We start from the raw sequence: 23,055 nt of genomic DNA on the forward strand, positions 1-23,055 counted from the left end.
ATGGACAACGAAGAGAAGCTTCGCGACTACCTCAAGCGAGCCGGTGCGGACCTCCGGCGGACCCGGCAGCGGCTCCAGGAGGTCGAGGCGGCCGCCCAGGAGCCGATCGCCGTCATCGGCATCGGCTGCCGCTACCCCGGCGGCATCTCCTCACCCGAGGACCTGTGGCGGATGGTCGCCGAAGGACGCCACGGCATCTCCGGCTTCCCCACCGACCGCAACTGGGACCCGGAACTCACCGGCCTCTCCGACACCTCCCTCGGCGGATTCCTCGACGGCGCCACCGACTTCGACGCCGGATTCTTCGGCGTCTCCCCGCGCGAAGCCGTCGGCATGGACCCGCAGCAGCGCATGCTGCTGGAGGTCACCTGGGAGGCCGTCGAACGCGCCGGCATGGACCCCACGTCCCTCAAGGGCAGCGAGACGGCCGTCTTCGTCGGCGCCATGGCGCAGGACTACCAGGTCGGCCCCGAGGACGCCGGCGACGGATTCCAGCTCCTCGGCAACTCCCACAGCGTCCTCTCCGGCCGCCTCTCCTACACCTTCGGACTGCTGGGCCCCGCCGTCACCGTCGACACCGCCTGCTCCTCCTCGCTGGTGACGATGCACCTGGCCGCCCGGTCGCTGCGCGCCGGCGAATGCTCCCTGGCCCTGGCGGGCGGCTGCACCGTCATGTCCAGCCCGGCCACGTTCGCGGAGTTCAGCCGCCAGGGCGGACTGTCCGGCGACGGGCGCTGCCGCTCCTTCGCCGACTCCGCAGACGGCACCGGATGGGCCGAAGGTGCCGGCGTACTGGTGCTGGAGCGCCTCTCCGACGCGCAGCGCAACGGCCACCGTGTGCTCGCCGTCCTGCGCGGCTCCGCCGTCAACCAGGACGGCGCCTCCAACGGGCTGACCGCGCCCAACGGGCCCTCACAGCAGCGCGTCATCCAGCAGGCGCTGATCGACGCCCGGCTGACCGCCGCACAGGTCGACGCCGTCGAGGCGCACGGCACCGGCACCACCCTCGGCGACCCCGTCGAGGCGCAGGCGCTGCTCGCCGTCTACGGGCAGCACCGGGAGGCGGACCGGCCGCTGCTCCTCGGCTCGGTCAAGTCCAACATCAGCCACACCCAGGCCGCCGCCGGCGTCGCAGGCGTCATCAAGATGATCATGGCGATGCGGCACGGGGAGCTTCCCCGCACGCTCCTCGTCGACGCCCCCTCCTCGCACGTCGACTGGTCGGCGGGCGCGGTACGGCTGCTCACCGATCACCAACCCTGGCCCGAGACCGGGGAGTTGAGGCGCGCCGCCGTCTCCTCGTTCGGCATCAGCGGCACCAACGCCCACACCATCGTCGAGCAGGCCCCCGAACCCGCCGACGACGAGGCCGCCCCGCAGCCCGGGACCGTCGCCGACGCGGGCGCCGTACCCGTGCCCGTCTCCGGCAGGTCCCGCGACGCCCTGCGCGCCCAGGCCGCCCGGCTGCTCACCCTCGTCGAGGACGACGCAGCGCCCCGCCTCCTCGATCTCGCCCACTCCGCCGCCACCACCCGCACCGCGTTCGAGCACCGGGCCGTCGCCGTGGCGGAGACCACCGCACAGCTGCGGGACGCCCTGCGGGCCCTGTCCGCCGGCGAGCAGACGGCGGGGCTGGTGCGCGGGCACGCCCAGAGCCGCGGCAAGGTGGCGTTCCTGTTCACCGGGCAGGGCGCCCAGACACTCGGCATGGGACGCGAACTCGCGGCCCGCTTCCCCGTGTTCGCCGACGCGCTCGACGAGGTGCTCGGACACCTGGACGGCGAGACGGAACGGCCGCTGCGCGAGGTGATGTGGGGCGAGGACGCCGGCGCCCTCGAACAGACCGCCTACGCGCAGCCCGCACTGTTCGCGCTGGAGGTCGCCCTCCACCGGCTGGCCGCCTCCTGGGGGCTGCGGCCCGACCACCTCGCCGGACACTCCGTCGGGGAGATCGCCGCCGCACACGCCGCCGGAGTGCTCTCCCTGCCGGACGCCTGCACGCTGGTGGCCGCCCGCGGCCGGCTCATGCAGGCCCTTCCCGCCGGCGGCGCCATGGTCTCCCTGGAGGCGAGCGAGGAGGAGGCCGCGCCGCTGATCGCCGCCCGCGAAGGGCGGGTCTCCCTCGCCGCCGTCAACGGACCGCGCTCCGTCGTCGTATCCGGCGACGCCGACGCCGTCACCGAGATCGCCGCCCACTTCGAGGCCGAAGGACGCAAGACCCGCCGCCTGGACGTCTCCCACGCGTTCCACTCCCCGCACATGGAACCGATGCTGGAGGACTTCCGCCGAGTCGTCGACGGCCTCACCCTCAACGAGCCCCTCACACCGCTGATCTCCGGCGTCACCGGCGAGCAGGCCCAGGTCGAGCAGCTCACCTCCTCCGGCTACTGGCTCGAACAGGCCCGCCGCGAGGTGCGCTTCGCCGACGCCGTCGCATGGCTCCGCGACCACGGCGTGACCGGCTTCGTGGAACTCGGCCCGGACGGCGTGCTGTCCGCCATGACACAGGAATGCCTGGACGACGGCGCCGACGACCGCCTCACGGCAGTTCCGCTGCTGCGCGCCGGACGCCCCGAGCCCGCCGCCGCCACCACCGCCCTCGCCCGCCTCCACGCCCACGGCCTCAGCGTCGACTGGCACGGCTACTTCGACGGCACCGGAGCCCGCCACGTCGACCTGCCCACATACGCCTTCCAGAGCAAGCGCTACTGGCCGCGCGGCGGCGGCTTCGGGCAGCCCGCCGACCTGCGCTCCGCCGGGCTCGGCGCGGCCCACTACCCGCTGCTGTCCGCCGCCGTCTCGCTCGCCGACACCGACGGCGCACTGCTCACCGGCAGGCTCTCCCTCCAGTCCCACCCCTGGCTGGCCGACCACCGGGTGCGCGGCACCGTCCTGCTGCCCGGAACCGCCTTTCTGGAGCTGGCCGTTCGGGCCGGCGACGAGGTCGGCTGCGACCACGTCGAGGAACTCACCCTGACCTCGCCGCTGGCCGTCCCCGACGACCAGGGCGTCCAGGTGCAGGTCTCCGTCGGCCGGAGCGACGCCGCGGGACGGCGCACCGTCACCGTCCACTCACGGCCCGACGATGACGACTCCCGGCCCTGGACGCCCAACGCCACCGGCGTCCTCACCACCGGCGCTCCCGCCCCCGGCTTCGACGCCTCCGTGTGGCCGCCGCAGGACGCCGAACAGCTCGACACCGACGGATGCTACGAACGCTTCGCCGAACTCGGCTTCGACTACGGGCCGTTGTTCCAGGGCTTGCGAACGGCCTGGCGCGGCGGCGACGGAGACCTATACGCCGAGGTCGCACTGCCCGAAGGCACCGAGAGCGGCGAAGGCTTCGGACTGCACCCCGCCCTGCTCGACTCCGCACTGCACGCGGCTCTGCTCGACGGCGGGAGCGACGGCGGGAGCGACGGCGGCCAACAGGGAGCGGCGGGGCTGCCGTTCGCGTGGGAAGGCGTCACGCTGCACGCCTCCGGCGCCACGGCGCTGCGCGTCCGGCTCGCACGCGGCGCCGGCGGAGCCATGACGATCGACGTGGCCGACACCGCCGGCGCACCCGTCGCCTCCGTGGACTCCCTTGTCCTCAGGGCCGTTTCGCAGGCGGAGACCGCCCCGGCCGAGGCCTCGCGCGACGCGCTCTTCGGCCTGGAGTGGGTCAAGGTCTCCGCCGCGGAGCCCTCCGGGGAGTCCGGGAAGTCCGTGGCCGTCGTCGGTCCGGATCCGCTGGGTCTCGCGCATGGGCTGGCTGACGCGGACGCCCATGCGGATGTGGGCGCTGTCGGTGAGGTGGTGCCGGACGTGGTTCTCGTGCCGCTGTCCGGTGGGACGGATGAGGAGGCGGGCGAGGACCCGGACGCGGAGGTGGATGCGGCGGGTGCGGCTCATTCGCTCACCACCGGCGCTCTGGACCTGGTCCGACTGTGGCTGAACGAGGAGCGGTTCGCGGGTTCACGGCTGGTGTTCGTGACCCGTGGTGCGGTCTCCGGTGAGGATCCGGCGGCCGCGGCGGTGTGGGGTCTGGTGCGTTCGGCGCAGTCCGAGCACCCGGGCCGGTTCGGCCTGCTGGACCTCGACGCGTCGGACGCGTCCGTCGAAGCACTCCCGCGGGCCATTGGCGCCGACGAGCCCCAACTGGCTCTCCGCGAGGGCGAGATACGGGCCCCGCGCCTCGCGCGCGTCGCCTCCGCGGAACCGTCCCCGGCCCCGTTGGGCGACGTGGACGGAGCCGTGCTGGTGACGGGCGGTACGGGTGGTCTGGGTGCGGTCGTGGCGCGGCATCTGGTCTCCGAGCATGGTGTACGGGATCTGCTGCTGGTGTCGCGCCGGGGCCAGGAGGCCGACGGCGTAGAGGAGTTGACCGCTGAACTGGCGGAGCAGGGCGCGCGGGCGGAGGTCGCTGCGTGTGACGTCGGCGATCGCGAGGCGCTGTCGGCGTTGCTGGCGGAGCACCCGGTCGGTGCGGTGGTCCATGCGGCTGGCGTGCTGGATGACGGTGTGATCGAGTCGTTGACGCCCGAGCGCGTGGAGGCCGTGTTCCGTCCGAAGGTGGACGCCGCCTGGAACCTGCATGAACTCACCCGTGACCGTGTCCTGTCGGCGTTCGTGCTGTTCTCCTCCGCCGCCGGAGTCTTCGGCAACGCCGGTCAGGGCAACTACGCGGCCGCGAACGCGTTCCTGGACGCGCTCGCCGTCCACCGCCGTCAACTCGGCCTGCCCTCCGTGTCGTTGGCGTGGGGCGCCTGGGCCGGGGAGGGCATGCTCGCCGAGGCGGACGCCGAGCGGATGTCCCGTTCGGGCATGCCGCCGCTGACCACGGACGAAGGCCTGAAGCTGTTCGACTCGGCCCTCGCCGCCGACCAGGCGGCGCTCGTACCCGTCAGGCTCGACCTGCCCGTGCTGAAGTCCCGGGGCGAAGTGCCGCCGCTGCTGCGCGGGTTGATCCGCACGCGCGTACGCCGGGCCCTGGCGGGTTCGGAGACCGCCGACTCCCTCGTGCGCCGCCTGGAGGGGATGAGCGGGGAGGAGCGTCAGGAGGCGCTGCTGAGGCTGGTGCGCGGCCATGCCGCCGCCGTACTCGGGCACGCCGACGGCGGCGAAGTCGAACCCGAGCGCCAGTTCCGCGAGTTGGGCTTCGACTCGCTCACGGCCGTCGAGCTGCGCAACCAGCTCACGGCCGCCACGGGTCTGCGACTGCCCGCCACCATGGTCTTCGACCACCCCACGCCCCGGCTGCTCGCCGGGCACCTGCTGGACGAACTCCTCGGCTCCGAGGCCGCCGTGGCGCCACGCACGCGGAAGACGCCCCGCAGCCCCCACACCGCCGACGACCCGATCGTCATCGTCGGCATGGGCTGCCGCTACCCGGGCGGCGTCACCTCACCCGACGAGCTGTGGCGCCTCGTCTCCGAAGGCGGCGACGCCGTCTCCGGGCTGCCCACCAACCGCGGCTGGGACGTGGAGCGGCTCTACCACCCCGACCCCGACCACCCCGGCACGACCTACAGCCGCTCCGGCGGATTCCTGCACGACGCGGGCGAGTTCGATGCGGCCTTCTTCGGCATGTCGCCCCGCGAGGCCCTGGCCACCGACTCCCAGCAGCGGCTGCTGCTGGAGACGACATGGGAGGCCTTCGAGCACGCCGGCATCGACCCCGCCTCGCTGCGCGGCAGCGACACCGGCGTCTTCGCGGGCGTCATGTACAACGACTACGGCGCCCGGCTGGCCGGCGGCGACTTCGAGGGCCACCAGGGCAGCGGCACCTCGCCGAGCATCGTCTCCGGGCGGGTCTCCTACACCCTCGGCCTGGAGGGTCCCGCCGTCACCGTCGACACCGCCTGCTCCTCGTCGCTGGTGGCGATGCACTGGGCGATGCAGGCGCTGCGCTCGGGGGAGTGCTCGCTCGCGCTGGCCGGCGGCGTGACCGTGATGTCCACCCCGACGGCGCTCATCGAGTTCTCCCGGCAGCGGGGCCTGGCGCCCGACGGCCGGTGCAAGGCGTTCTCCGACTCCGCGGACGGCGTGAGCTGGGCCGAGGGCGTCGGCCTCGTCGTACTGGAGAGGCTCTCCGACGCGCGGCGCAACGGGCACCGGGTGCTGGCCGTCGTACGCGGCTCCGCCGTCAACCAGGACGGCACGTCCAACGGACTCATGGCGCCCCACGGCCCGTCCCAGCAGCGCGTCATCCGGCAGGCGCTGGAGTCCGCCGGCCTCGCCACCACCGACGTGGACGCCGTGGAGGCACACGGCACCGGCACGTCCCTCGGCGACCCCATCGAGGCACAGGCGCTGCTCGCCACCTACGGGCAGGACCGCGAACAGCCGCTGCTGCTGGGGTCGGTGAAGTCCAACATCGGGCACACGCAGGCCGCCGCAGGTGCCGCCGGCATCATCAAGATGGTGATGGCGCTGGGCGCCTCCGAACTGCCCAGGACCCTCCACGTCAACTCGCCCTCCTCCCACGTGGACTGGGAAGAGGGCGCCGTCGAACTGCTGACGTCCGCCTCGCCCTGGCCGCAGACGGGCCGCCCGCGCAGGGCCGCCGTCTCCTCCTTCGGCATCAGCGGCACCAACGCGCACGTCATCCTCGAACAGCCCCCGGCCGTCTTCCCGGCTCCCGCGGCCGGGGGCCCCCTCCGTACCGGCACCGTGCCGCTCCCGCTCTCGGCCAAGTCCCGCCGTGCGCTGCGGGACCAGGCGGCGCGGCTGCGCCGGCACATGGAGACATACCCCGAGGTCCCCGTCCTCGACGTGGCCTACTCCCTGGCCGCGACCCGCACAGCGTTCGAGCGGCGCGCCGCCGTCGTGGCGGGGGAGCGGGACGAGGCGCTGCGGGCGCTGTCGGCGCTGGCCGCCGACTCCGCAGACGGCGCCGTCGTCGAGGACGAAGCCGAACCCGGGCGTCTCGCCCTGCTCTTCTCCGGGCAGGGCAGCCAACGGCCGGGCATGGGACGGGAGTTGTACGAGCGCTTCCCCGTCTTCGCCGAAGCGCTGGACGAAGTGGTCTCCCTGATCGGCAGCCACCTCGACGGGCATCTCCAACAGCCCCTGCGCGACGTCCTCTTCGCCGAGGAGGACACCGCCGAGGCGGCGCTGCTGCACGAGACCGGCTGGACGCAGCCCGCCCTGTTCGCCCTGGAGGTGGCGCTGCACCGGCTGCTGCTCTCCTGGGGAGTGCGGCCGCAGGCGGTGGCAGGGCACTCCGTCGGGGAGATCGCCGCCGCACACGCCGCCGGAGTGCTGTCCCTGGAGGACGCCTGCGCCCTGGTGGCCTCCCGTGCCCGGCTGATGCAGGCCCTGCCGCCGGGCGGTGCGATGACCGCGCTGGAGGCCGACGAGGAAGAGGTCGTCCCGCTGCTGACCGGGCGGATCTCCCTCGCCGCCGTCAACGGGCCCCGCGCCGTGGTCGTGTCGGGCGACGCCGGCGAAGTGGACCGCGTCGCCGCGCACTTCGACCGACTCGGCCGCCGCACCAAGGCGCTGACGGTCTCGCACGCCTTCCACTCGCCACTGACCGACCCCATGCTGGAGGACTTCCGGCAGGCCGTGGCGCAGCTCGACTTCGCCGCACCGGCCATCCCGCTCGTCTCCAACCTCACGGGCGACGTCGTCACCGCCGAGCAGGTCGCCTCCCCGGAGTACTGGGTGCGGCACGCGCGGGAGACCGTCCGCTTCGCCGACGGCGTCCGGGCGCTGCGCCGCGCAGGCGCCACCACGTTCGTCGAAGCCGGCCCCGACGGCGGGCTGCTCGCCATGGCGGAGAGCGTGCTCGCCGCGACGCCCCCGGAAGGCGAAGAGGAAGCCGGTGGCACGGCCGAGCAGGAAGCCACCGCGGAGGAAGGCGGCGACGCCACACGGCTGGTGCCGCTGCTGCGCGCCGACCGCTCCGAGACCGCCGCCCTCGACGCCGCACTCGCCCGGCTGCACGCCCGCGGCGTAGCCGTCGACTGGGACGCCTACTTCACAGGAAGCGGAGCCTGCCGCACCGGCCTGCCCACCTACGCCTTCCAGCACGACTTCTACTGGCCGCAGGCACCCGACGAGTCCGCACCCGGCGAGGCCGACCCGTCCAGCGACCTGCTGTGGGAGGCGATCGACCGCGGCGACGCGGGAGAGCTCGCCGCGCTGCTCTCCCTCGGCGAGGAACAACAGGCCTCCCTCGCCTCGCTGTTGCCCGCCCTCTCCTCCTGGCGCCAGGCCGGCCGGGAGAAGACGCTGCTCGACTCCTGGCGCTACCGCGTGCTGTGGGCGCCGCTGCGCCTGCCCGCGGCACCCGTTCTGCGGGGCACCTGGCTGCTCGTCACCGGCGACGACGACGCCCGGCACGAGCTGGCCTCCCGCATCCACGACACGCTCAGCGCACACGGCGCCCACGTGGAGCGCGTGACGCTCGACGAGGGCTGCGCCGACGAGGAGACCCTCGCCGCGCTGCTGCCCGGCGACGACGACATCCAGGGCGCGGTGTCGCTGCTCGCGCTCGACGAACGCCCGCACAGCGACGGGCAGTCGGTCCTCACCCGCGGCATGGCACTGACCGCGGCCGTGGTGCGTACGCTCGACGCCCCGCTGTGGACGCTGACGCGGGGCGCGGTCAGCACCGGCCCCGCCGACGACCCCGTCGCATCCGCCGCCCAGGCCGCCGTGTGGGGCTTCGGCCGCGTCGCCGCGCTGGAACACCCCGAACGCTGGGGCGGCCTGATCGACCTGCCCGCCGCGCCCGGTAACCCCTCCGCCTCCACGCATGGCGCCGAATCCGGGCACGACACCGCGTCCGCGCACGGCGCCGCGGAGACGGCCGACCCCGCCGTACAGCTCCTCGACCGGCTGCCCTCCCTGCTGACCACGTCCGACGGGGAGGACCAGCTCGCGATGCGGCCCTCCGGGGTCTTCGGACGGCGCCTCGCCCACCGCACCGTCGAATCGCTGCCCGCCGACGACGCGTTCACCGCGCGCGGCACCGTCCTGGTCACCGGCGGCACCGGCGGCCTCGGCGCGACCGTCGCCCGCTGGCTCGCCTCCCGCGGCGCACAGCACCTGGTGCTCACCAGCCGTCGCGGCCCCGACGCGCCCGGCGCCGCCGAACTCCGCGCCGAACTGGAGGAGTCGGGCGTCGGCGTCGACATCGCGGCCTGCGACGTGGCCGACCGGGACGACCTCGCACGGCTCCTCGACGGCCTCACCGCGCAGCCGCCCCTGACCGGGGTGGTGCACACCGCGGGAGTCGGCCAGTCCACGCCGCTGGAGGAGATGACCCCCGCCGAGTTCGCGGACGTGCTGTCCGCGAAGGTCGCCGGCGCCATCCACCTCGACGAGCTGCTCGGCGACCGCGACCTCGACCTGTTCGTGCTCTTCGGGTCCATCGCCGGCGTGTGGGGCGCCGGCAACCAGGCCGCGTACGCCGCCGCCAACGCCTTCCTCGACGCCCTCGCCGAGCAGCGCCACGCCCGCGGCCTCACCGCCACGTCGATCGCCTGGGGTCCCTGGGCCGAGACCGGCATGGCCACCCACGAGGTCATGTCCGACAACCTGGTGCGGCGCGGCCTGAGCATGCTGCCGCCGCAGCACGCCGTCACCGAACTCGGCCGCGCCGTGGTGCAGGACGACGTGACGGTCACCGTCGCCGACGTCGACTGGGAGAGCTACGCCCCCGTCTTCACCTCGGTGCGGCCCAGCCCCCTCCTCGCCCACCTGCCCGAGGTGCGGGCCCTGGCCGAGGAGGCCGAACGGGCAGCGGGGGAGACCTCCGAGTTCGCCGCACGGATGCGCGGCCTGAGCGACGCCGAGCAGCGGCGGCGGCTGCTGACGCTGGTACGCGAGGAGGCCGCCGCCGTCCTCGGGCACAGCTCCGCCGAGGACGTCGGCGAGCAACGCGCCTTCCGCGACATCGGGTTCGACTCGCTGACGGCGGTCGAACTGCGCAAGCGCCTGGTGCGCGCCACGGGCGTGCCGCTGCCCGCCACCCTCGTCTTCGACCACCCCAGCCCCCGGGAGCTCGCAGCCCACCTGCGGGACCGCATCGTCGGCGCCGACGACGAGCCGCAGGCGCGCCGCGCCGAGTCCGACGGCGGCGACGAGCCCCTGGCGATCGTCGGCATGAGCTGCCGCTTCCCCGGCGGTGCCGGCACGCCCGAGGAGTTCTGGTCCCTGCTCGCCTCCGGCACCGACGCCGTCACCGACTTCCCCGAGGACCGCGGCTTCGACATGGCCGCGCTCCACCACCCCGACCCCGACCACCCCGGCACCACCTACACCACGCAGGGCGGATACCTCCACGACGCCGCCGAGTTCGACGCGGGCTTCTTCGGCATCTCCCCGCGCGAGGCGCTCGGCATGGACCCCCAGCAGCGGCTGCTGCTGGAGACCACATGGGAGGCCGTCGAACGGGCCGGCATCGACCCCGCCGCGCTGCGCGGCAGCCGCACCGGCGCGTTCATCGGATCCAGCTACATCGAGTACGGGGAAGGCGGCGCGGGCGATGGCTCCGAGGGCTACCAGGTCACCGGCAGCTCACCGAGCGTGCTGTCCGGACGCGTCAGCTACGTCTACGGACTGGAAGGCCCGGCCGTCACCGTCGACACGGCCTGCTCCTCCTCGCTGGTCGCCCTGCACCTGGCCTGCCAGTCGCTGCGCAGCGGCGAGAGCACCCTCGCCCTGGCCGGCGGCGCCACCATCGTGCCCAATCCCAAGCCGCTCATCGCCTTCAGCAGGCAGCGGGCCCTCGCCAGGGACGGCCGCTGCAAGTCCTTCTCCGACGACGCCGACGGCATGACCCTCTCCGAGGGCATCGGCGTGCTCCTGGTGGAGAAGCTGTCCGACGCGCAGCGCAACGGGCACCCCGTACTGGCACTCGTACGCGGCTCCGCCGTCAACCAGGACGGCGCCTCCAACGGGCTCTCCGCGCCCAACGGTCCCTCCCAGCAGCGCGTCATCCTCCAGGCCCTCGCCAACGCCGGGCTCGACCCGTCCGAAGTCGACGCCGTCGACGCCCACGGCACCGGCACCACCCTCGGCGACCCCATCGAGGCGCAGGCGCTGCTGGCCACGTACGGCAAGGACCGCGACGCCGACCGTCCGCTGCTGCTCGGCTCCGTGAAGTCCAACATCGGCCACACCCAGTCCGCCGCGGGCGTCGCCAGCGTCATCAAGATGGTGCTGGCCATGCAGCACGGCACCCTGCCGCAGACGCTGCACCTGGGCGCGCCCTCCACGCACGTCGACTGGAGCTCCGGCGCGCTCGCGCCGCTGGCCGAACCCGTCGAATGGCCGCGGACGGGACGCCCCCGCCGCGCCGCCGTCTCCTCCTTCGGCATCAGCGGCACCAACGCGCACACGCTGCTGGAGGAAGCGCCCCGGCTCCCCGCGCCCACAGGGGCCGTCGTGCCCGGCACCGTCCTGCCCGAGCAGGACGGGACGGCCGCGCCGCCCGCGGGCCAGGAACCGCCCGGCACCCTGCCGTGGGTGCTCACCGCCCGTACGGAGACCGCGCTTCGCGACCAAGCCGACCGGATCGGCGCCGCCGTCGACGCCGAAGAGGACTGGCACGCGGCCGACATCGGACTCGCCCTCGCCTCCCGGGCCGTCTTCGAGCACCGGGCCGTGGCACTCGGCAGCGACCGCGGCGAGCTGCGCGCCGGACTGGACGCCCTGCTCGGCGAGGAGACCGCCGCCGACGTCGTCCGCGGCACCGTCGGCCAAGAGGGGCCGCTGACCTTCCTCTTCCCCGGGCAGGGCACCCAGTGGGCCGGCATGGGCGCCCAACTCCTCGACGAATCACCCGTGTTCGCCGCCCGCGTCGCCGAGTGCGCCGCCGCGCTCGCCCCCTACACCGACTGGTCGCTGACCGACGTGCTGCGCGACGCACCCGGCGCACCCTCCATCGACCGCGTCGACGTGGTGCAGCCCGCCACCTTCGCCGTCATGGTCTCCCTCGCCGAGGTGTGGCGCTCCTACGGCGTCGAACCGGACGCCGTCATCGGCCACTCCCAGGGCGAGATCGCCGCCGCCTGCGTCTCCGGCGCCCTCAGCCTGGAGGACGCCGCCCGCGTCGTCGCCCTGCGCAGCCAGGCCATCGCCCGCGAACTCGCCGGACGGGGCGGCATCGTCTCCGTCGCGCTGCCCGCCGGTGAACTCGGCCCCCGCCTGGAGCAGTGGGAGGGCAGGCTCTCCCTAGCCGCCGTCAACGGCCCGCGCTCGGCGGCGGTCTCCGGCGACCTGGGCGCCCTCGACGAGCTGTGCGGACAGCTCACCGACGAGGGCGTACGGGTGCGCCGCATCGAGGTCGACTACGCCTCCCACTCCGCCCATGTCGCCGACCTCCACGAGGAGTTGCTGCGGGAGCTGGCCCCGGTGCGGCCGCAGCGTCCCCGCATCCCGTTCCTGTCCACCGTCACCGGAGAGTGGATCGACGGCGAGCAGACCGACGCCGAATACTGGTACCGCAACCTGCGGCAGACCGTGCACCTGACCGAAGCCGTGGAGCAGCTGCTCGACGCAGGGCACCGCGCCTTCGTCGAGGTCAGCGCCCACCCCGTGCTGGCACCCGGCGTCGAGGACACCGTCGCCGACGCCTCGGCCCGCGCCGTGGTCGTCGGCACGCTGCGCCGCGACGCAGGCGGCATGCACCGCGTCCTCACCTCCGTCGCCGAGGCCTTCGTACGGGGCGTGCACGTCGACTGGCGGGGACGCTTCGCCGGACGCGACGCCCGGCGCGTGCAACTGCCCACCTACGCCTTCCAGCACGAGCGGTACTGGATCGGCGGCCCCGGCCCCCACGCCCAGCGCCCCGGGCAGGCCGACCCCGCCGACGAGGAGTTCTGGTCCGCCGTCGAGAGCGCCGACTACGCACGGCTCACCCGGAGCCTGCACGTCGACGAGGAGTCCCTGGCCGCCGTGCTGCCCGCACTCTCCTCCTGGCGGCAGCAGCACCGTGAACGCTCGACCGCCGACTCATGGCGCTACCGCGTGCGCTGGAAGCCGCTCACCGGCACCCGCCCCGCCTCCCTCGGCGGCGAGTGGCTCCTCGTCAGCAGCGAACGCACCGAGCAGAGCCGGCCCGGGCACGTGCAGCAGGTCGCCGACGCCCTCACCCGGCACGGCGCCCGCGTGCGGCACGCCGTGCTCGATGAGACCTGCACCGACCGCGGCGTGCTCGCCGCCCGCCTCGCGGGCGCCGAAGAGGCCTCCGGCGTGGTGTCGCTGCTCGCCGCCGACGAGGAACCCTGCGCGCTCCGGCCCGAGTTGACCACCGGACTCGCACTGACCGTCACCCTCGTCCAGGCCCTGGGCGACACCGGGACGGACGCGCCGCTGTGGGTCCTGACCCGCGGCGCCGTGAGCACCGGCCGCTCCGACCGCCTCACCAGCCCGCTCCAGGCCCAGGTGATGGGCGTCGGCTGGACGGCCGCACTGGAGCACCCGCGCCGCGTCGGCGGCACCGTCGACCTGCCCGAGACCCTCGACGAGCGCGCCGCACAGCGTCTGGCCACGGTCCTGTCCGGCACCACCGGCGAGGACCAGCTCGCCGTGCGCGCCTCCGGCGTCCTCGCCCGCCGCCTGGCGCCCGCACCCGTGCGCGGCGGCGCCGACGACGGCTTCACACCGCGCGGCACCACCCTCGTCACCGGCGGCACCGGCACCCTCGGCCCGCACATCGCCCGCTGGCTCGCCCACCGGGGAGCCCGGCACCTCGTACTGACCAGCCGCAGCGGCCCCGACGCGCCCGGAGCGGACCAACTCGTTTCAGACCTCGCCGAGTTGGGCGCCACCGCCACCGTCGTCGCCTGCGACATCACCGACCGCGACGCGCTCGCCGCCATGCTCCAAGACCTGCACGACGCGGGCCACACCGTCCGCAACGTCGTGCACACCGCCGCCGTCATCGGCACGCACACCCTGGAGGACGCCACCCACGAGGCGTTCGCCGAGATCACCCACGCCAAGGCCGCCGGAGCCGCCAACCTCGACGCGCTGCTGGGCGACGACCTCGACACGTTCGTGCTGTTCTCCTCCATTTCCGGCATGTGGGGCAGCGGCCGGCACTCCGCGTACGTCGCCGCCAACGCCTACCTCAACGCGCTCGCCGCCGAACGCCGCGGCCGCGGCCTGCCCGCCACCGCCCTCTCCTGGGGCATCTGGTCCGACGACATCGGCCTCGGCCGCGTCGACTCCGACGAAATCCGCGGCAGCGGACTGGAGTTCATGAACGCCCGGCTCGCCCTGGCCGGACTGGAACGCGCCCTCGTGGACGGCGAGGGCGAACTCGCCGTCGCCGCCGTCGACTGGGGCCGCTACCACCCCGTCTTCACCTCCTCGCGCCCCACCACGCTCTTCGACGAGGTGCCCGAGGTACGGCAGCTGACCGACGCCGCCGAACAGGGCGCCGCCTCCCCGGAGGTGGGGGAGTTCGGTGCCCGGCTGCGCGGACTGCCGCCCGCCGAGGCCGAACGCACCCTGCTCGACCTCGTGCGCTCCGAAGCCGCCGCCGTACTCGGCCACACCTCCGCCGACGCGCTGCCCGAGCACCGCGCCTTCCGCGAGGCGGGCTTCGACTCCATCACCGCCGTCGACCTGCGCAACCGGCTGGCCGCCGCCACCGGACTGTCCCTGCCGACCACCATGGTCTTCGACCGGCCCAACCCGGTGGTGCTCGCCGACTTCCTGCTCTCGCAGATCATGGGCGTGCAGGGACGGCCCACCGCGCCGGCCGCCGCCGCGCCCGCCGCCACCGACGAGCCCATCGCCGTGATCGGCATGGGCTGCCGCTACCCCGGCGGCGTCACCTCGCCCGAGGAACTGTGGGATCTGGTGCTCGGCGGCGCCGACGCCGTCTCCGGCTTCCCCACCGACCGCGGCTGGGACTCCGCCGCCCTCTTCGACGAGGACCCCGACAGGCCCGGCAGCAGCTACTCCGTGCAGGGCGGATTCCTGCACGACGCGGCCGACTTCGACCCCGGCTTCTTCGGCATCTCACCGCGCGAGGCCCTGGCGATGGACCCGCAGCAGCGGCTTCTGCTGGAGACCGCCTGGGAGACCTTCGAACGCTGCGGCATCGATCCGGCGACGCTGCGCGGCAGCCGCACCGGCACCTTCATCGGCGCCGGATACCAGGACTACACGAGCGGTGTGCCCGGCGGAGCCGACGGCTCCGAAGGCCACATGATCACCGGCACGCTCTCCAGCGTCCTGTCGGGACGCATGGCCTACCTCTTCGGGCTGGAAGGCCCGGCCGTCACCCTCGACACGGCCTGCTCCTCGTCGCTGGTCGCCCTGCACATGGCCTGCCAGTCGCTGCGCGAGGGCGAGAGCTCCCTCGCCCTGGCGGGCGGCGTCAGCGTCATGGCCACTCCCGGCGCGTTCGTCGGCTTCAGCCGCCAGCGCGCCCTCGCCCCCGACGGCCGCTGCAAGGCCTACTCCGACGCCGCCGACGGCATGACCCTCGCCGAAGGCACCGGCCTCGTGATGCTGGAGAGGCTCTCCGACGCCCGGCGCAACGGGCACCCGGTGCTCGCCGTCGTACGCGGCTCCGCCATGAACCAGGACGGCGCCTCCAACGGGCTGACCGCGCCCAACGGGCCCTCGCAGCAGCGCGTCATCGAACAGGCCCTCGCCAACGCACGCCTCAGCCCCGGCGAAGTCGACGCCGTCGAGGGGCACGGCACCGGCACGGCCCTCGGCGACCCCATCGAGGCGCAGGCGCTGCTGGCGACCTACGGGCAGGACCGCGACGCCGAACGGCCCCTGCTGCTGGGCTCGGTGAAGTCCAACATCGGCCACACCCAGATGGCTTCGGGCGTCGCCGGAGTCATCAAGATGGTCATGGCCCTCCGGGAGGGGCGGCTGCCCAGGACCCTGCACGTGGACCGTCCCTCGACCAAGGTCGACTGGTCCACGGGCGCCATCGAGCTGCTGACCGAGGAAGCGGACTGGCCCGGCACCGGACGGGCCCGCCGCGCCGGAGTCTCCTCCTTCGGGCTCAGCGGCACCAACGTCCACACCATCCTCGAAGAGGCCCCGGCGGAGACCGCGCCGTCGGCCGCGGAACGCGACGGCGACGCGGAGACGACCCCCGACGCGGAGACGACCCCCGACGCGGAGACGGCCGCCGACGCGCCCGAGGAGGGCGAGGAGAGCGAGGAGGGCGCGCCCCGCCTCCCGCATCCGGAGATCTCCACCTGGCCGGTGCTCGTCTCCGCCCGCACGGACGACGCGTTGCGCGACCAGGCCGGCGCCCTGCTGGGGCTACTGGAGCGGCAACCGGAGACGGACACCCCGGACCTGGCATGGAGCCTCGCCACCGGACGTTCCGCCTTCGAACGCCGGGCCGCCGTCCTCGCCGCCGACCGCGACACCCTCGTCCGCGGCCTGACCGCGCTGCGCGACGAACGGCCCGACGCCGCACTCGTCCAGGGCACCGCCTCCCGGGGCCGCACCGCGGTGGTCTTCTCGGGGCAGGGGAGTCAGCGTCTCGGTATGGGGCGGGAGTTGTACGGGCGTTTTCCGGTGTTCGCGGAGGCGTTCGATGCGGTGGCGGCGTTTGTGGATGTGGAGTTGGAGCGTCCGCTGCGTGAGGTGGTGTGGGGTGATGACGAGGAGGCGCTGAACCGTACGGGGTGGGCGCAGCCCGCTCTGTTCGCGTTGGAGGTGGCTCTTTTCCGGCTCGTGGAGTGGCTGGGGGTGAGTCCGGATCATCTTGCGGGTCATTCGATCGGTGAGATCGCGGCGGCGCATGTGGCGGGTGTTCTGTCGTTGGAGGATGCGTGTGCGTTGGTGTGTGCGCGTGCGCGGTTGATGGAGGCGCTGCCTGAGGGTGGTGCGATGGTCGCGGTGGAGGCGGCGGAGGCGGATGTGGTGCCGCTGCTGGGCGAGGGTGTGTCGCTGGCGGCGGTGAACGGGCCGTCCTCGGTGGTCGTGGCCGGTGATGAGGCGGCTGTGCTTCAGATTGCCGAGCGGTTCGAGGCGCAGGGTGTGCGTACGCGGCGGTTGCGGGTCTCGCATGCGTTCCATTCGCCGTTGATGGAGCCGGTGTTGGAGGAGTTCCGTGCGGTGGTGTCGGGGTTGTCGTTCGAGCGGCCGCGGATTCCGGTGGCGGTCTCGGGCGATGTGTGTGATCCGGAGCACTGGGTGCGGCACGTCCGCGACACCGTCCGCTTCGACGACGCCGTCCGCACCCTCCACGAGGACGGTGTGACGACCGTCCTCGAACTCGGCCCCGACTCCGTGCTGTGCGGCATGGCACACGAGCGCGCCACGGAAGCCGGCGCGCACCTGCTCCCCGCACTCCGCAAGGACCGCGAGGAGGAGCCCGGACTGCTCGCCGCCGTCGCCGGCCTGCACACACGGGGCACCGCCGTCGACTGGAACGCCCTCTTCGACGGCGCCGGCACCGACTGGGTCGACCTGCCCACCTACCCCTTCCAGCACCGGCGTTACTGGCCCGAGGCCGAGACCGCGCCGCCCGGTCCCAAGACCGCCGACCCGGCCGACGCCGAACTGTGGTCCGCCGTCGAACGCGAGGACCCGGCCCTCGTCGCCTCCGTACTCGACCTCGACGAGACCACCGCCGGTGCCGTCGTCCCGGCCCTCTCCTCCTGGCGCCGCCGCAGGCAGCAGCAGTCCACCCTCGACGGCTGGCGCTACGGCGTGCACTGGCGGCCCGTCACCGTCTCCGGCACCCTCACCGGCGAATGGCTCGTCCTCACGCCCGAGGGACACGACGGGGGCGAACTGACCGGTGCGCTCGGCGCCCGCGCCACCGTGCTGGAGACCACCGCGGACAGCCGGGAGGCACTGGCGGCACGGCTGAGTGAACTCGTCGCCGACGGGCCGCGGTTCGCAGGCGTCCTCTCCCTGCTCGCAGCGGGGGAGAGCGAAGGCGGGGTTCCCGGCCACGGGGTGCCCGCCTGCCTCACCCGTACCGTCACCGCCGTGCAGGCGCTCAGCGACGCCGGCTACGAGGCGCCTCTGTGGTGCGTCACCCGGGGCGCCGTATCGGTCGGCCGGTCCGAGGACCTCCGCAGCCCCGAACAGGCCGCCCTGTGGGGCCTGGGCCGTGTCGTCGCACTCGAACACCCCCTGCGCTGGGGCGGGTTGATCGACCTGCCGCAGCAGCCCGATCAGCACACCCTGCGCCGGATCGCCGGCGTCCTGGCCTCCGGCGACGGCGAGGACCAGGTCGCCGTACGGGCCTCCGGCGTCTACGCACGCCGCCTCGCGCACAGCCCGGCGCCCTCCCTGCGCGGCGACGAGCGGCGCCGGCTGCGGCCCGACGGCACCGTGCTGATCACCGGCGGCACCGGAGCGCTCGGCGCACATGTCGCACGCGCACTGGCCGCCGCGGACACCGGCTCGCTGCTGCTGCTCAGCAGGCGGGGATCCGAGGCCCCCGGCGCGGCGGAACTGGCCGCCGAACTGACCGGCCTGGGCGCCGAAGTGACCATCGCCGCCTGCGACGCCGCCGACCGGGACGCGCTCGCCGCCGTCCTCGGCGAGCACACCGTCACCGCCGTCGTCCACACCGCCGGCGTCGTCGAGGACTCCCTCGTCGAGGACCTGACGCCCGCGGACTTCGCCACCGTGCTGAGCGCCAAGGCCGACGCCGTGCGCAACCTGCACGAACTGACGGGAGAACTCGACGCGTTCGTGCTGTTCTCCTCCACCGCGGCCGTCCTCGGCGCCGCCGGACAGGGCAGCTACGCCGCCGCCAACGCCTACCTCGACGCGTTCGCCGAGCACCGCCGCGCCCAGGGCCTGCCCGCCACCTCCATCGCCTGGGGCCCGTGGGCCGGCGGCGGCATGGCAGGCGACAACGAAGGCGTCGAGGCCCGGCTGCGGCGCGGCGGATTCACGCCGCTGCCGCCCGAGCAGGCCCTCGCCGCCCTGTGGCAGGCCGTCGACGGCGGCGAGAGCGCGGTCACCGTCGCCGACATCGACTGGAACCGGTTCCTGCCCGCGATCGCCGGACTGCGCTCCGCGCCCCTGGTCGAGGAGCTGCCCGAGGTCAAGCGCATGAGGGCCTCCGGACGCGGCTCCGAGCCGGCGGACGAACCGCGGCTGCGGCAGGAACTGACCGGGCTGTCCGACGCCGACCGCAAGCGTGCCGTGCTGGACCTGGTACGCGGCCAGATCGCCGCCGTACTCGGCCACGCCGACACCCGCGACATCGAACCCGACCGCGCCTTCCGCGACTTGGGCTTCGACTCGCTGACCACCCTGGAGCTGCGCAACCGCCTCGCCGCCGCGTCGGGCCTGAGCCTGGCGGCCTCCGTCGTCTACGACTACCCCAGCCCGCTGGAGCTCGCCGGCTTCCTCCTCGCCGAACTCGCCCACGTCACAGGCGAGTCCGCACCCGCCGCCCCCGCGCTCGCGCCCGTGGCGGCCGTATCGGGCGCCGTCGGGGACGATCCCGTCGCCGTCGTCGGCATCGGCTGCCGCTTCCCGGGAGGCGTCACCGGCCCCGAGGAGATGTGGGACCTGCTGGCCTCGGGCCGCGACGGCGTCAGCCCCTTCCCCGCCGACCGCGGCTGGGACCTGGCCGCACTGGCCGGCGGGGCGTCCGCCACCCGCGAAGCCGGATTCCTCAGCGGCATCGCCGACTTCGACGCCTCCTTCTTCGGCATCTCACCGCGCGAGGCCCTGGCGATGGACCCCCAGCAGCGGCTGCTGCTGGAGACCTCGTGGGAGGCGATCGAGCGCGCCGGAATCGACCCGGGCACGCTGCGCGGCTCCCGCACCGGCGTCTTCGTCGGCACCAACGGCCAGGACTACGAGTCCGTGCTGCGCCGCAGCGTCGACGAGGACATGCGCGGCTACCTCGCCACCGGCACCACCGCCAGCATCATGTCCGGGCGGCTCGCCTACGTACTGGGCCTGGAGGGCCCGGCCGTCACCGTCGACACCGCCTGCTCCTCGTCGCTGGTGGCGCTCCACTGGGCGCTGCGCGCCCTGCGCACCGGCGAATGCGAACTCGCCCTCGCCGGCGGCGTGTCGGTGATGTCCGGACCCGACTCGTTCATCGAGTTCACCAGCCAGGGCGGCCTCGCCCCCGACGGCCGCTGCAAGGCGTTCGCCGACGGCGCCGACGGCACCGCCTGGTCCGAGGGCGTCGGCGTCCTCGTACTGGAGCCGCTGTCGGCAGCGCTGCGCAACGGGCACGACGTGTGGGGCGTCGTACGCGGCTCCGCCGTCAACTCCGACGGCGCCTCCAACGGGCTGACCGCGCCCAACGGGCCCTCGCAGCAGCGCGTCATCGGCAACGCACTCGCCGACGCCGCCCTCACACCCGGCGACATCGACGCACTGGAGGCCCACGGCACCGGCACCGAACTCGGCGACCCCATCGAGGCGCAGGCGCTGCTGGCGACCTACGGGCAGGACCGCGACGCCGAACGGCCCCTGCTGCTGGGCTCGGTGAAGTCCAACATCGGGCACGCCCAGGCCGCCGCGGGCGCGGCCGGCGTCATCAAGATGCTGCTGGCGATGCGCCACGGGCAGCTGCCCAAGACCCTCCACGTGGACGCACCCACCTCGCACGTCGACTGGTCCTCCGGCGCCCTGTCCCTGCTGCACGAGACCGCGGAGTGGCCGCAGACCGGACACCCGCGCCGCGCCGGCGTCTCCGCCTTCGGGCTCAGCGGCACCAACGCGCACGTCGTCGTCGAGCAGGCCCCCGACGCGGCGCCCGCCACGGACACCCCCGTGGAACCCGTCGCCACGCCGGCCGCCGTGCCCTGGATCGTCTACGGGCGCACCGCGGAAGCACTCGAGGAGCAACTGGCCGCTCTCGAGGGCCACATGGCGCGCAACCCGCAGCTGACGGCCCTGGACGTCGGCTACTCCCTGGCCACCGGCCGCACGCCGTTCCCGCACCGGGCCGTGCTGCTCGCCGAAGGCGACGGCGGCACGCGCGCCGTCACCGAAGCCGCCCGCACCGTGCGCAAGGGCGCACGCGGCAAGACCGCGGTGGTCTTCTCGGGTCAGGGGAGTCAGCGTCTTGGTATGGGGCGGGAGTTGTACGGGCGTTTTCCGGTGTTCGCGGAGGCGTTCGATGCGGTGGCGGCGTTTGTGGATGTGGAGTTGGAGCGTCCGCTGCGTGAGGTGGTGTGGGGTGATGAAGAGGAGGCGCTGAACCGTACGGGGTGGGCGCAGCCTGCTCTGTTCGCGCTGGAGGTCGCCCTCTTCCGCCTGATCGAATCGTGGGGCATCGAACCCGACCACCTTGCGGGTCATTCGATCGGTGAGATCGCGGCGGCGCATGTGGCGGGTGTTCTGTCGTTGGAGGATGCGTGTGCGTTGGTGTGTGCGCGTGCGCGGTTGATGGAGGCGCTGCCCGAGGGTGGTGCGATGGTCGCGGTGGAGGCGGCGGAGGCGGATGTGGTGCCGCTTCTGTCGGAGGGTGTGTCGCTGGCGGCGGTGAACGGGCCGTCCTCGGTGGTCGTGGCCGGTGATGAGGCGGCTGTGCTTCAGATTGCCGAGCGGTTTGAGGCGCAGGGTGTGCGTACGCGGCGGTTGCGGGTCTCGCATGCGTTCCATTCGCCGTTGATGGAGCCGGTGTTGGGGGATTTCCGTGCCGTGGTGTCGGGGTTGTCGTTCGAGCGGCCGCGGATTCCGGTGGCGGTCTCGGGCGATGTGTGTGATCCGGAGCACTGGGTGCGGCACGTCCGCGACACCGTCCGCTTCGCCGACGCCGTCCGCACCCTCCACGAGGACGGCGTGACGACCGTCCTCGAACTCGGCCCCGACGGCACCCTGTCGGCGCTCGCCGCCGCCCTGCTGCCCGAGGACAGCCTCACCACGCCCCTGCTGCGCAAGGACCGCGGTGAGGAGGCCGCCCTCGCCACCGCGCTCGGGCTCGTGCACGCGCCCGGCCGCACCGGAAGCACCGTCGACTGGCAGGCCTACTTCGCCGGGACCGGCGCCCGCCGCGTCGACCTGCCCACCTACGCCTTCCAGCGCGAGCGGTACTGGCCCACCACGTCCGACGGCGCCGTACCCGCCCCCGACACCGCCGACGCGGAACTGTGGGCCGCCGTCGAACGCGGCGACCCCGGCGCACTGGCCTCCGTACTCGACGTGGACGAGACGACCGCCGGTACCCTCGCCCCCGCCCTCTCCTCCTGGCGGCGCCGCAGCCGAGCCCGCTCCGCGGCCGGAAGCTGGCGGTACGAGGTGACATGGGAGCGGCTCGCGCAGCCGCAGGCAGCCGAACCGGCTCCGGGCACAAGGACGTTGATGCTCGTGCCGTCCGCCGCCGACGGCGACGAGTGGGCCCGCGATACGGCGTCCGCGCTCGGCGCGGAGATCGTGCTCGTCCCCGAACACCCCACGTCCGACGGCTCGTTCGTGCGGGAGCTGAGCGAAACCGCCGCCGCGGGCGAGGAGTTCGGCGCGGTCGTCGCCCTGACGCCCTCGGAGCACGGCGCGCCTCTTCCCGTCACGGCCCGTCCGTCGGTGCTCCTGGAGACCCTGGCGGACTCCGGCATCACCGCACCCCTGTGGTGCGTCACCCGCGGCGCCGCCGCCGTCGGCGCCGAGGAGGCCGCCGACCCCGCCCAGGCCGCCGTCTGGGGCGAAGGGCTCGTCGCCGCGCTCGAACACCCCGACCGCTGGGGCGGGTTGATCGACCTGCCCGCCGGACCCGGCACCGCCACAAGCCCCGCCGCGGGCACCGCCGTCGCCGCCGCGCTGTCGCGTCCCGACGGCGAGGACCAGCTCGCCGTCCGCGACAACGCCACATACGGCAGGCGGCTCACCCGCGCCACCACAGCTGCCGACGCGGCCGCCTGGACCCCGTCCGGCACGGTGCTCGTCGCCGGCGGCACCGGACCGCTCGGCGGACACGTCGCGCGCTGGCTCGCCCGCGAAGGCGCCGGACATCTCGTGCTCACCGGCCCGGACGCCGTCACCGGCCCCGAAAACGAGGCGCTCGCAGGGGAGTTGGAGTCCCTCGGCGCAGCCGTCACGCTCGCGCCCTGCGACCTGCGCGACAGCGAAGCGACGACCGCCGTGCTGGAGGGCATCGGTGACGAGACGCCGCTGACCGCGGTCGTATACGCC

The 23,055-nt window shown here is 74.1% G+C and carries 1 protein-coding gene (only partly in view); it reads left to right on the top strand.

Annotation, left to right across the window (positions count from 1 at the left end):
* A protein-coding gene (locus tag HCC61_RS28770; protein ID WP_169140556.1) for a type I polyketide synthase crosses the window boundary here: on the top strand, positions 1-23,055 show its 5' portion. The gene runs 5,733 nt beyond the window's last position; only the first 23,055 of its 28,788 coding nucleotides appear in the window; it begins with the start codon at positions 1-3; its stop codon lies off the right edge, out of view.

The sequence above is a fragment of the Streptomyces sp. HNM0575 genome, from assembly GCF_012726265.1.
Classification (GTDB): Bacteria; Actinomycetota; Actinomycetes; order Streptomycetales; family Streptomycetaceae; genus Streptomyces.